Origin of the sequence: Pseudomonas sp. 43NM1 (assembly GCF_002836905.1) — a bacterium.
GTDB lineage: Bacteria > Pseudomonadota > Gammaproteobacteria > Pseudomonadales > Pseudomonadaceae > Aquipseudomonas > Aquipseudomonas prosekii.
The window spans coordinates 95,264-106,114 of sequence record NZ_MKGS01000206.1; the positions used below are offsets into that span (position 1 = coordinate 95,264).

Below are 10,851 nucleotides of genomic sequence, written 5' to 3' on the forward strand. Positions count from 1 at the left end.
TCAGTTAGCCATGCCCACGCTAAGCGAAGAGAGCCGCCAGATCGTAGCTTCTCTGGCGCACCGTGTTGGCCCTAACGCTGACACTGCAAGCATCGCCCAGGCGATCGTTTCGACCTTGCAGGAGATGGACGCAGCCCTCACGCCGATCATTGGCCACCAAGGGGTTGTCGCGTTGTACCGCCGCAGCATCCACCTGTGCGTCTCCAATCAGCCGCGTTTGGCCAGCATTTACGACAGCGTCCAAGCGGCGTGGGACCTGATTGCGCTCCAATCCGTACTCGTCAAGCAAAGCGAGGTCGATGCGCTGTTTTTCGGTGAAGTGCTGCTGACCACGTTTTATGAACTACTGACCACCCTGATCGGGCCCTCGCTCACCGCACGTTTGCTTCGTTGCGTGTGGGAACCTTCTTTGAGCGACACCCCTTCGCAGGAAACTTCGCCATGAGCACCAAAGTGACTATCAACCGTCTGGCCACCGGCGTGCCAGGCCTGGACGAGGTGCTGGGCGGAGGATTACCCGAGTTTTCGTTCAACATGATCGCCGGCCCTCCTGGCTGCGGTAAAACCACCCTGGCGCATCAAATGATGTTTGCCCTGGCGACGCCGGAACGCCCGGCGTTGTTCTTTACCGTGCTCGGCGAGCCGCCGCTGAAGATGCTGCGTTATCAGCAGCAATTCGACTTTTTCGACAGCGACGCGATCAACCGGTCGATCCGCTACATCAATTTGGTCGACGATACGTTGGCCGGCGATCTGGATGAGGTATTGCGGCGCATCGTCAGCGAAGTCGAGACCCACGCCCCGGCGCTGGTGTTCGTCGACTCGTTCCGCTCCGTGGTGCTGGCCAGCCAGACTCAGGACAATCCCAACAACAACCTGCCGCAGTTCGTTCAGCAACTGGGCATGTTGATGACCACCTGGCAGGCAACGACCTTCCTGATTGGCGAATACTTCACCGAAACCGATACCAACCCGATTTTCACCGTGGCCGACGGCCTGATCTGGTTGCGCCAGAGCGTCGAGCGCAACTCGATGGTGCGCAAGATGGAAATCATGAAGATGCGCGGCCAGCCGACATTGCCCGGTTTGCACACCTTCCGCATCGCCACGTCCGGGATCAAAGTCTTCGCGCCAGCGCCGCTCAACCGGGTTGGAGTGCCGCTGGAATTCCCGATCAAACGCCTGAAAATGGGGGTTCCGCAGCTCGACGAAATGCTCGGCGGTGGCTTGCCTCGTGGTTATTCGTTGCTGGTGGCCGGGCCGTCGGGTTCCGGCAAAAGCATTCTCGCCGCGACGTTCCTCGCGGAAGGCGCGCGCAATGGCGAAACCGGGGTAATTGCAGTGTTTGAGCAACGGCCCAATCACTCGCAAAACACCACGTTGGCCAAACTCATTGAGAGCGGTCAGGTCGGCTTGGTCGACAGCCGCGCGCCGGACTTGTCGATCGACGAAATCGTCCAGTTATTGCTCGGCGAAATCAATCGATTGAAAGCCACGCGCGTGGTCATCGACTCGCTGTCGGGCTTCGAACTGGCGCTGGCGCCGACCTTCCGCGAAGACTTCCGCGAGTCGCTGTCGCGCATGGTCACGGCGCTGACCGGTGCCGGCGTCAGCGTGCTGATGACCTCGGAACTGGAAGACCGCTACACCGACCTGCGTTTCAGCCCTTACGGCACGGCGTTCCTCACCGATGCGATCATCGTCCAGCGCTACATCGAAGTGCAGAGCCGTTTGCTGCGCATCATGGCCGTGGTCAAGGTTCGCGCCAGCGCTCATTCCGACGAGTTGCGCCTGTACCGCATCGACGATGGCGGCTTGCAGGTCGGCGAAATGCTCCCGGACCAGGAAGGTTTGCTCGGGGGCCGGCCGACCCGGCGGCCCGGAAGTGACGAGGCGTAAGCCAAGCCAATGACCGAGGCCAATGGCACGAATGCACAAGCGATGGCGACGGCCGCTCGTGAGTTGTTCGTGCTTGGCCAGAAAACCGCCGAGGCGCGTGTAGTGCTGGCGTCGCTGCAAAAGCAACTGAGCGACACCAATAACCGCCTGGTCGACGCGCAGCAGATCGAGCAACTGGTCGAGGCCAACCAGCAATTGGTCCTGGCGATTCTGCTGGCGCAATCGGATGCGGAAAAACCCCAGCGCTCGAAAGAAGAACAGCGGCTGTTTCTGGAGATGCGCGAGGCCAACGCGCAATTGGTCATCGCCGCGCTCAGCGCGCAAAACCTGCAAGCTTCGGCGGAACACACCCTGGCGCAGCAGCGCAACATTCTCACACTCGTTGCCCACGAACTGCGCAACCCGCTGACGCCGATCAGCATGATCGCCGGGCGGCTGGTTCGCGTGCCGAAAGAAGAGCTGCCGCGCATGCAGTCGCTGATCGAAAGCCAGGTGCGGCACATGTCGCGGCTGGTCGACGATTTGCTCGACGTGTCGCGCGCCAGCACCGGCAAATTGCGCCTCAATTGCCAGATCGTCGACATGCTGCAAATCATTCACCAGGCCATCGATATCTGTGGCCCGGTGATGACCACCCGACAATTGCACTTCAACGCTGAACTGCCGACCTGCGCCTTGCCTGTGGATGGCGATCCGGTACGGCTGGCGCAAATTCTCGGCAACTTGCTCGGTAATGCGGCCAAGTACACCCCGGCCTACGGCAACGTCACGCTGTTGGTCACTGCCAGCGATAACCTGCTGACAATCAACATTCGCGACGATGGAATCGGGATTTCCGCCGAGGCTTTGCCGTTTGTCTTCGAGCCGTTCGTGCAAGACGTTCATGCCATCGGCTTCAACGGCGCCGGGCTCGGCATCGGCCTGACGGTGGTGCGCGAGTTGGTTGAAGCGCATGGCGGCACGGTTGTCGGCACCAGTGATGGCGATGGCCGCGGCAGCACGTTTATCGTCACGTTGCCGCTGGTCCCGCTTCCGGCAGCGGATTGAGTTTTTCCGCCGGCCACGCAATGCTTGCGCAAACATCCCCGCCAACCGGAGCGCCCCATGCCGCTGTTGTCCCTGCCGTGCAAACGCCTGACCCTGGCGGTGCTCGACCCTGATCAGGCGTCGCTGGAGAGCGATTTCTACCGGCGCAACCAGCGGCATCTGGCGCGCTGGTCGCCGATCCGCCCCGCCGATTACCACAGCACCGAACGCGTGCGTTCGCGTCTGGAGATTCAGGCCAGCGCTTTCGCCGCCGGTCTGGCGGTGCATTTCGCGTTGCTCAACCCGGACAACGACCAGATGATCGGCGCCTGCAACTTCAGCGGCATCACCCGCGGCGCGTTCCAGGCGTGTTACCTCGGCTATCACATTGACGCCGAGCATCAGGGCCAGGGCTTGATGCAGGAAGCGCTGGAAGCGGCGATCAGTTACATGTTCGACGTGCAGCAATTGCACCGGATCATGGCCAATTACATCCCCGGCAACGAACGCAGCGCGCGGCTGCTCGAACGTCTCGGTTTTGAGCGCGAAGGTTACGCCAAGGCCTACCTGAGCATTGCCGGGCGCTGGCAGGATCATGTGCTGACGGCGTTGATCAACGAGCGTTTTGAAACACCGGAACAGCGCTGGTCAAAACCGCTCGCCTGATCCGCATCCCACCTCCAGGGGAAAAACCTTTCAGCTCTCGCGATTGCTGCCGATACAGGTCTGCAACACACCTTGCTGGCGCCTAAAAACAACAATCTTCCAGCCAACTGACGATCAAGAAGCACAACGTTCCTGGAGGAATTGTGATGAATAGCTGGTTCGGCAACATCAGCGTGAACATGAAACTGGGCCTGGGATTCGGCCTTGTCCTGGCACTGACCTGCGTCCTCGCCCTGACCGGCTGGACGAGCCTGGGCGGGTTGATTGACCGCAGCAACTGGATGAGCGACATCACCCAGCTCAACGCCGGCCTGACCAAATTGCGCGTGGTGCGCCTGCAATACATGCTGACCAACGGCGATGAAACCGCCGCGCAGAATGTGCAGACCACCCTCGACAGTTTTGCCGCGCAACAAACCGCGCTGCTGGGCAGTTTCAAGAATGCTGAAAACGTCAAAATGCTCAAAGAGCAGGCTGGCGTCATCGCCGCTTATCAGGCGTCACTCAAAGAAATGCGCGCCGCCTACCGCACCGGCAACGGTGCCCGCGACGCCATGGCCGCCAACGCCGAAACCGCTTACACGCTGATCAATTCCATCAGCGCGCGGGTGCAGGAAATGCCCCTGAGCGACCTGCGTTTCGAAGAATTCCAGGCCATCACCCAGGCCAAAGAAGCGTTCATGCTCGCCCGTTACGAAGTGCGCGGTTACACCGCCACCACCAACGCCGAAACCGAGCAAAAAGCCCTCGCCCAGGTCGACGCGGCCATCGCCAGTCTGAAGCCGTTGAATGCGCATTTCGCCGACACTCAGCAAGACGCGCTGCGCCAACTCGACACCGCACTGACCAATTACCGCAGCGCGCTGATGGCGTTCAAAGCCGCGACCAGCGACGCCGTGCGCGTGCGCAAGGACATGACCGATCAGGGCGCCGCGATCGTCACCCTGAGCGACAAGCTGTATCAATTCCAGCTCGACCGTCGTGACATCGAAAGCGCCCAGGCGCGCACTCTGCAACTGATCAGCACGTTGCTGGCATTGCTGGTTGGCGTGATTGCTGCGGTGCTTATCACGCGCCAGATCACCGGCCCGCTGCGCGAAACCATGACCGTGGTTGACCGTATCGCCAGCGGCGATTTGTCCCAGGACGTCAAAGTCACTCGCCGCGACGAACTCGGTGTGTTGCAGCAAGGCATCGGCCGCATGGGCGTAACCCTGCGCGAGTTGATCAGCGGGATCCGCGACGGCGTTACGCAAATCGCCAGCGCCGCTGAAGAGCTGTCGGCCGTGACCGAGCAGACCAGCGCCGGGGTCAACAGTCAGAAGATCGAAACCGATCAAGTCGCCACCGCGATGCACGAAATGACTGCCACCGTGCAGGAAGTTGCGCGTAACGCCGAAGAAGCCTCGCAAGCCGCTGCCGCCGCGGATGGCGAAGCGCGCGAGGGCGACAAAGTGGTCAACGAAGCGATTGCGCAGATCGAACGTCTGGCCACCGAAGTGGCACGCTCCACCGAAGCGATGAGCGTGCTGCAACAGGAAAGCGACAAGATCGGCAGCGTCATGGACGTGATCAAAGCCGTGGCCGAACAGACCAACCTGCTCGCGCTGAACGCCGCGATTGAAGCGGCCCGCGCCGGTGAAGCCGGTCGTGGTTTTGCCGTGGTTGCCGACGAAGTTCGTGGTTTGGCCCAGCGCACGCAGAAGTCCACTGAAGAAATCGAAGGTTTGGTCGCCGGTCTGCAGAACGGTACGCAACAGGTGTCGGCGGTGATGAACAACAGCCGTTCCCTGACCGACAGCAGCGTCGCGTTGACCCGCAAGGCTGGCGTCTCGCTGGAAAACATCACCCGCACGGTGTCCAACATCCAGTCGATGAACCAGCAGATCGCCGCTGCCGCCGAGCAGCAAAGCGCCGTGGCCGAAGAGATCAGCCGCAGCATCGTCAACGTGCGCGACGTCTCCGAACAAACCGCCGCTGCCAGCGACGAAACCGCAAAATCCAGCGTCGAACTCGCGCGTTTGGGTGGCCAACTGCAACAGATGGTCAGCCACTTCCGCGTCTGACAGCAGAACTGATCATTCCCACGCTCTGCGTGGGAATGCATCCCGTGAAGCTCTGCGTCACCTTCACCAGCGGAACACGGAGCGTCCCCGGCGGCATTCCCACGCGGAGTAACCTCACGCTAACGCCGCCAATATCACGCCTCCCAAGGGTTGATGACCTCTACCCCGGAAAACGCAAAGTCCCGAACATTGCGGGTGGCGATCGGTACTCCATGGCTTCGACAAATCGCAGCTATCTGAGCGTCGGCCATTGATGCTGCTCGGCCGTTAGCTTCACAGTTCGCGACCAGCGTTGCGTATTCAACGGCAGCGTGCGCATCGAAAGAAAATATCCTCCCAGCGAAGTCCTCTTCGAACATCGCCATCGCATGCGCCTCAAGCTTTTGTTTGCGGTTACCGACGGGCAGCCTGGCAATGCCATGGAGAATTTCCGCGACAGTGACAGCACTGATTGCCAACTCCATTACGGGCTGAGCATCAACCCAAGCCAAGACTTTTACATCGGGCTTCAATCGCATGAACTCTGAAAGCACATTGGTATCGAGCAAGATCATTCGGAGAAATCCACCGCCACGGCTTTCGCGTCCCGCGCCGGAAGTTCGAGGTCCACTCCGCCACTTTCACTGAACCTGTTGCGAATCCGGCTTCCGAGTCCACCAGCACGGTCAACAGTTGCCAGCGCCCTTGCCAGAATCAGGCGCGCCTCCTCTTCCATCGAGTGCCCGTTGTGAGCGGCGGATATACGCAGTTGTTCCTTGATTTGGTCGTCAAGGTTTCGAATGGTGATACTGGCCATAACGCCCCCGCAATCAATGAAATCATTGATTGCAGGCTAGCACAGGTTTTTCAGTTAAAACTCACTAACCGCCGAGCGGCTCTCAAACACAAATCGCATTGGTAAACACCAGCCGATTGCCGAACGGGTCGGTCACGGTCAAATCCTGGCTGCCCCATGGCGTTGCCTGGATTTGTGGTTTGGCGTAGGCGTAGTCCTTGTTTTGCAGTTGTTGCTGGAACGCTTCGAGTTCGTCGGTTTCGATGCGCAGCGCCGAGCCGGGGGTGGCGTCGCCGTGGTGTTCGGAGAGGTGCAGCACGCATTCGCCGCGGGAGACTTGCAGGTAGAGCGGGAAGTTGGCTTCGAAGCGATGCTGCCAGTCGATTTGGAAACCGAGGAAGTCGACGTAGAATTCGACCGCTTTGGCTTCTTCGAAAATGCGCAGGATCGGTGTGGTTTTGCCGAAGCTCATGGGTATCTCCCTGATCAAAAAAGCGCAGTGTAGCCGGGCTGGATGTCAGTGCTTGGGCATTATCCGAAATTTCTTCAAGCTCACCGCGCGATCACTGCGGCGCGCGAGGGCTAAAAACCGTCACGCAAATCCCCTTCCCGCGCCAGAAACCGTCCGGCCCGGCGCCCGTTCGCTTTGCCATCGACGTAGCTCAGCACGCCGTTGATCCAAACCCCGTCAATCCCTTGCGCCGCGCGTTGCGGATCGTGGAAATCGGCGACGTCGCGAATGGTCAGCGGATCAAACAACACCAGGTCCGCCCAATGTCCGGCGCGAATCTCCCCGCGTTGCTTCAAGCCAAAACGCGCAGCCGACAGCCCGGTCATTTTGTGCACGGCGGTGTGCAGCGGAAACAGCCCGACGTCACGACTGAAATGGCCAAGCACCCGAGGGAATGCGCCCCACAGGCGCGGGTGCGGGAACGGGTCTTCGGGCAGGCCATCAGAGCCGACCATCGACAACGGGTGCGCGAGGATTCGCCGCACGTCCGCCTCGTCCATCCCGTAATACACCGCCCCGGCCGGTTGCAGGCGGCGCGCGGCGTCGAGCAGCGGCACGTTCCAATCGGCGGCGATGTCGATCAAGTCGCGGCCGCCCAGTTCGGGATGCGGTGTGGACCAAGTGATGGTGATGCGGTGAGCGTCGGTAACCTGCTTGAGGTCGAGCGTCGAAGAACTCGCCGCGTAGGGATAACAATCGCAGCCGACCGGATGGCTCTGCGCCGCGGTTTCGAGCGCCGCCAACAGTTGCGGACTGCGCCCCCAATTGCCGACGCCGGCGCACTTGAGGTGGGAAATGATCACTGGCGATTTCGCGTGTCGGCCAATCTGAAACGCTTCGTCCATGGCTTCCAGCACTGGCGCAAATTCGCTGCGCAAATGGGTCGTGTACACCGCGCCGAACGCCGTCAGTTCTTCGCTCAATTGCATGACTTCATCGGTGGACGCCGAGAACGCGCTCGCATACGCCAGACCTGTGGATAACCCCAATGCGCCGGCCTCCAGGCTTTCGCGCAATTGCTCGCGCATCGCGGTGATTTCCTCGGCGCTGGCACTGCGCAACAAGTCGTCGAGGTGATTGCTGCGCAACGCGGTGTGGCCGACCAGCGCGGCGACGTTCAGCGTGGTGTTCGCAGCTTCCACCGCTTCGCGGTAATCGCGGAAGGTCGGGTAAACAAACGCCGCCGAAGTGCCGAGCAGGTTCATCGGATCGGGCGGATCGCCGCGCAGACTGACCGGCGCAGCGCTGATCCCGCAGTTGCCGACGATCACCGTGGTCACGCCTTGGCTGAGCTTGGGCAACATTTGCGGTTGGCGGATGACCACAGTGTCGTCGTGGGTGTGCACGTCGATGAAACCCGGCGCCAGCACGCGGCCGGCGGCGTCGATTTGTTCGCTGGCGCGGGCGTCGTGCAAGTCGCCGATGCGTTCGATGCGCCCGTTCAGAAGCGCCACGTCCGCGGCATAACCGGGCGCATTGCTGCCGTCGATGATCAGGGCGTTGCGGATCAGAGTGTCGTACAGCATGTCAGTCTCCCAGCGGCAGGTGATCGTCGCCGCCACGGTAATCGTCGAGGGCGAGTTTGATCCGCCGCAGACGTTCTTGATTGTCTTCAGGATTGGCCAGCGCCAGCTCGGTGGCGAGCACGTCGATGGCCAGCAACATGCCGTAGCGCGCAGCCGTCGGTTTGTAGATAAACGAGGTTTCGACGCCTTGCAGCGGCAGCAATACATCGGCCAATAGCGCCAGCGGCGAGTCGGCGCGGGTGATCGCGAGAATCCGCGCGCCGTAGCTGCGCGCCAGTTCCACGGCTTCGAGCAGCTCCGGGGTGATGCCGGTCAGCGAGCAGGTAATCACCGCGTGTTCGGCGCCGAGGCTGGCGGCGGTGATGCGCATCATCACCGGGTCGCTGCACACCGCAATCGGGTAGCCGAGACGCACCAGGCGCACTTGCAGTTCATCGCTGCACAATGTCGAACAACCGCCCATGCCGAACGCATGAATCATTCGCGCCTTGCCGAGCAATTTCACCGCATCGGCGAACCGCGACTCGTCAAACGCGGCCAAATGCTGGTGCAAGGTCGACTCGATGTCACCGACAATCTGCCGATAAAACCCCGACTGTTCGGGCGTGCCTGCCGGGTCGAGGAAACGCCTGCCGACGCCGCTGGCCTGCGCCAGTTGCAGGCGCAAATCGCGCAAGTCGCGGCAGCCGACCGTGCGCGCGAACCGTGACAACGTGGCGGTGCTGACTTCCGCGCGCAGGGCCAATTCGTCGAGGCTGGCGGATGAGGCAAAACCGACGTCGTCGAGCATCAGCCGGGCGATGCGACCTTCGCCGGCGCTGAACGAATCCTGGCGAGCGCGGATCTGGTAGAGGATGTCCATGGCGCGGGGGCTCCGGCTAAAGCAGGTAGGAAAGACCCAGGGTCAGCCCGAAAGCGACCACTGAGATCAGCGTTTCGAGCACCGTCCAGGTCTTGAAAGTCTGGGCAACCGTCATATTGAAGTATTCCTTGATCAGCCAGAAGCCGCCGTCGTTGACGTGGGAAAAGATAACCGAGCCTGCGCCCGTCGCCAGCACCAGCAACTCCGGATGCGGATAACCCAGACCAATGGCCACCGGCGCGACGATGCCGGACGCGGTGGTCATGGCCACGGTCGCCGAACCAGTGGCAACGCGCATCAACGCGGCGAACAGCCAACCCATGATCAGTGGCGACAGGTGAAAAACCTGCGCCAGGCTGACGATTTGATCGGTGACGCCGGCGTCCACCAGAATCCGATTCAAACCGCCGCCAGCACCGACCAGCAAGGTAATGCTCGCGGTCGGCGCCAGGCATTCATTGGTGAATTTGAGGATCGATTCACGGCTGAAGCCCTGCGCCAGACCCAAGGTCCAGAAGCTCAGCAACGTCGCCAGCAGCAAGGCGATCACCGAGTTGCCGATAAACAACAGGAATTGATTGAAGCCGCTGCCCGGCGTGGAAATCAGGTTGGCCCAACCGCCAATCAGCATCAGCACCACCGGCAGCAGAATGGTCGCCATGGTGATGCCGAAACCCGGCAGCCGATCACGCGGCTCGCGGTCGAGAAATTGCCGTTCCATCGGGTTATCTGCCGGCAAGTGGATGCGCGGCACGATGAATTTGGCGTACAGCGGCCCGGCGATAATCGCCGTCGGAATACCAATCAAAATCGCGTACAGCAGCGTCTGTCCGACCCACGCCTGATACGCCTGCACCGCCAACATCGCCGCCGGGTGTGGCGGCACCAACGCGTGCACCACCGACAACCCCGCGACCATCGGCAAACCGACCATCAGAATCGACACCCCGACGCGCCGCGCCACGGTGAACGCAATCGGCACCAGCAAGACAAAACCGACCTCGAAAAACAGCGGCAACCCGACCAGAAACGCGATGCACACCATTGCCCAATGTGCATTCTTCTCGCCAAAACGGTCGATCAGCGTGCGCGCCATCTGCTCCGCGCCACCCGACTCGGCCATCATCTTGCCAAGCATCGTCCCCAACGCCACCACCAGCGCAATATGCCCCAGCGTCTTGCCCACGCCCGCCTCATAAGCGCCCACCACGCCCGACGGCGGCATCCCTGCCAACAGCGCCAAGCCAATCGAAACCAGGGTGATGACGATGAACGGATTGAGTCGATAACGCGCGATCAGAACGATCAGCGCAATGATGGCGACAGCGGCATAAACCAGCAGCCAATAGCCAAAGGAAGGCGTCATGCGGTACTCCTCGAAAGGGTCACGTCGATTGATTTGTGAAACTCATAAATCATTTCAGAGCGCGATATTCAAACGAGGTGAAAGTAATTTTCGTGCACAGGTAAGGCTTGTCGCGCAGAGGCATGGCGGGGGGTGGGTTATGAAAGTTTTGGGT

The 10,851-nt window shown here is 61.0% G+C and carries 11 protein-coding genes and 1 pseudogene; 6 read left to right on the forward strand and 6 right to left on the reverse strand.

All coding sequences use genetic code 11. From position 1 onward, the window contains the following. The first annotated feature begins 10 nt into the window (after positions 1-10). The 6 genes and pseudogenes from BI292_RS27760 (at position 11) to BI292_RS29580 (ending at position 5,657) form a co-directional block, all read left to right on the forward strand. A complete protein-coding gene (locus BI292_RS27760) occupies positions 11-445 on the forward strand; it encodes a hypothetical protein (RefSeq protein ID WP_231987142.1) in 435 nt (144 codons plus the stop codon). After that, a complete protein-coding gene (locus tag BI292_RS27765) occupies positions 442-1,899 on the forward strand; it encodes an ATPase domain-containing protein (RefSeq protein WP_101209903.1) in 1,458 nt (485 codons plus the stop codon). Before BI292_RS27760 ends, BI292_RS27765 begins: the two co-directional genes overlap by 4 nt. A 9-nt stretch (positions 1,900-1,908) precedes the next feature. Then, entirely contained in the window at positions 1,909-2,946 is a 1,038-nt protein-coding gene (locus BI292_RS27770) for a HAMP domain-containing sensor histidine kinase (RefSeq protein ID WP_101209904.1), read from the forward strand. Positions 2,947-3,003: 57 nt separating this feature from the next. After that, positions 3,004-3,591 (forward strand): ribosomal protein S5-alanine N-acetyltransferase, encoded by a 588-nt coding sequence (gene rimJ / locus BI292_RS27775; protein ID WP_101209905.1) that lies wholly within the window; start codon positions 3,004-3,006, stop codon positions 3,589-3,591. A 281-nt stretch (positions 3,592-3,872) separates the two neighbouring features. Next, a pseudogene (locus BI292_RS29575) lies at positions 3,873-4,751 on the forward strand (methyl-accepting chemotaxis protein); the annotation flags it as partial. A gap of 201 nt (positions 4,752-4,952) precedes the next feature. After that, positions 4,953-5,657, forward strand: a complete 705-nt coding sequence (locus tag BI292_RS29580; protein ID WP_371918774.1) for a methyl-accepting chemotaxis protein — start codon at positions 4,953-4,955, stop codon at positions 5,655-5,657. Positions 5,658-5,791: 134 nt separating this feature from the next. Here the strand turns inward: BI292_RS29580 and BI292_RS27785 are convergent, their stop codons facing one another. The 6 genes from BI292_RS27785 to BI292_RS27810 form a co-directional block, all read right to left on the reverse strand. Continuing rightward, positions 5,792-6,211 carry a type II toxin-antitoxin system VapC family toxin gene (locus BI292_RS27785; protein ID WP_101209907.1) on the reverse strand — a complete coding sequence of 140 codons (420 nt, stop codon included), beginning with the start codon at positions 6,209-6,211 and terminating at the stop codon, positions 5,792-5,794. Then, on the reverse strand, positions 6,208-6,453 hold the full coding sequence (locus tag BI292_RS27790) for a plasmid stabilization protein (RefSeq protein WP_101209908.1): 246 nt from the start codon (positions 6,451-6,453) through the stop codon (positions 6,208-6,210). Before BI292_RS27790 ends, BI292_RS27785 begins: the two co-directional genes overlap by 4 nt. An 82-nt stretch (positions 6,454-6,535) precedes the next feature. After that, entirely contained in the window at positions 6,536-6,904 is a 369-nt protein-coding gene (locus BI292_RS27795; RefSeq protein WP_101209909.1) for a glyoxalase superfamily protein, read from the reverse strand. A 110-nt stretch (positions 6,905-7,014) separates the two neighbouring features. Next, positions 7,015-8,469 carry an amidohydrolase family protein gene (locus tag BI292_RS27800; RefSeq protein WP_101209910.1) on the reverse strand — a complete coding sequence of 485 codons (1,455 nt, stop codon included), beginning with the start codon at positions 8,467-8,469 and terminating at the stop codon, positions 7,015-7,017. A gap of 1 nt (position 8,470) precedes the next feature. Continuing rightward, entirely contained in the window at positions 8,471-9,331 is an 861-nt protein-coding gene (locus BI292_RS27805; protein ID WP_101209911.1) for a MurR/RpiR family transcriptional regulator, read from the reverse strand. Positions 9,332-9,347: 16 nt separating this feature from the next. Next, complete coding sequence (locus tag BI292_RS27810; RefSeq protein WP_101209912.1) at positions 9,348-10,697, reverse strand: GntP family permease; 1,350 nt, start codon at positions 10,695-10,697, stop codon at positions 9,348-9,350. Positions 10,698-10,851: the final 154 nt, after the last annotated feature.

What these genes read in the sequence shown, in the direction of transcription:
- BI292_RS29580 (WP_371918774.1), top strand. Translation starts at nt 4,953, where the DNA reads ATGACTGCCACCGTGCAGGAAGTTGCGCGTAACGCCGAAGAAGCCTCG.
- rimJ (WP_101209905.1), top strand. Translation starts at nt 3,004, where the DNA reads ATGCCGCTGTTGTCCCTGCCGTGCAAACGCCTGACCCTGGCGGTGCTC.
- BI292_RS27785 (WP_101209907.1), bottom strand. Translation starts at nt 6,211, where the DNA reads ATGATCTTGCTCGATACCAATGTGCTTTCAGAGTTCATGCGATTGAAG.
- BI292_RS27810 (WP_101209912.1), bottom strand. Translation starts at nt 10,697, where the DNA reads ATGACGCCTTCCTTTGGCTATTGGCTGCTGGTTTATGCCGCTGTCGCC.
- BI292_RS27800 (WP_101209910.1), bottom strand. Translation starts at nt 8,469, where the DNA reads ATGCTGTACGACACTCTGATCCGCAACGCCCTGATCATCGACGGCAGC.
- BI292_RS27790 (WP_101209908.1), bottom strand. Translation starts at nt 6,453, where the DNA reads ATGGCCAGTATCACCATTCGAAACCTTGACGACCAAATCAAGGAACAA.
- BI292_RS27760 (WP_231987142.1), top strand. Translation starts at nt 11, where the DNA reads ATGCCCACGCTAAGCGAAGAGAGCCGCCAGATCGTAGCTTCTCTGGCG.
- BI292_RS27805 (WP_101209911.1), bottom strand. Translation starts at nt 9,331, where the DNA reads ATGGACATCCTCTACCAGATCCGCGCTCGCCAGGATTCGTTCAGCGCC.
- BI292_RS27795 (WP_101209909.1), bottom strand. Translation starts at nt 6,904, where the DNA reads ATGAGCTTCGGCAAAACCACACCGATCCTGCGCATTTTCGAAGAAGCC.
- BI292_RS27770 (WP_101209904.1), top strand. Translation starts at nt 1,909, where the DNA reads ATGACCGAGGCCAATGGCACGAATGCACAAGCGATGGCGACGGCCGCT.
- BI292_RS27765 (WP_101209903.1), top strand. Translation starts at nt 442, where the DNA reads ATGAGCACCAAAGTGACTATCAACCGTCTGGCCACCGGCGTGCCAGGC.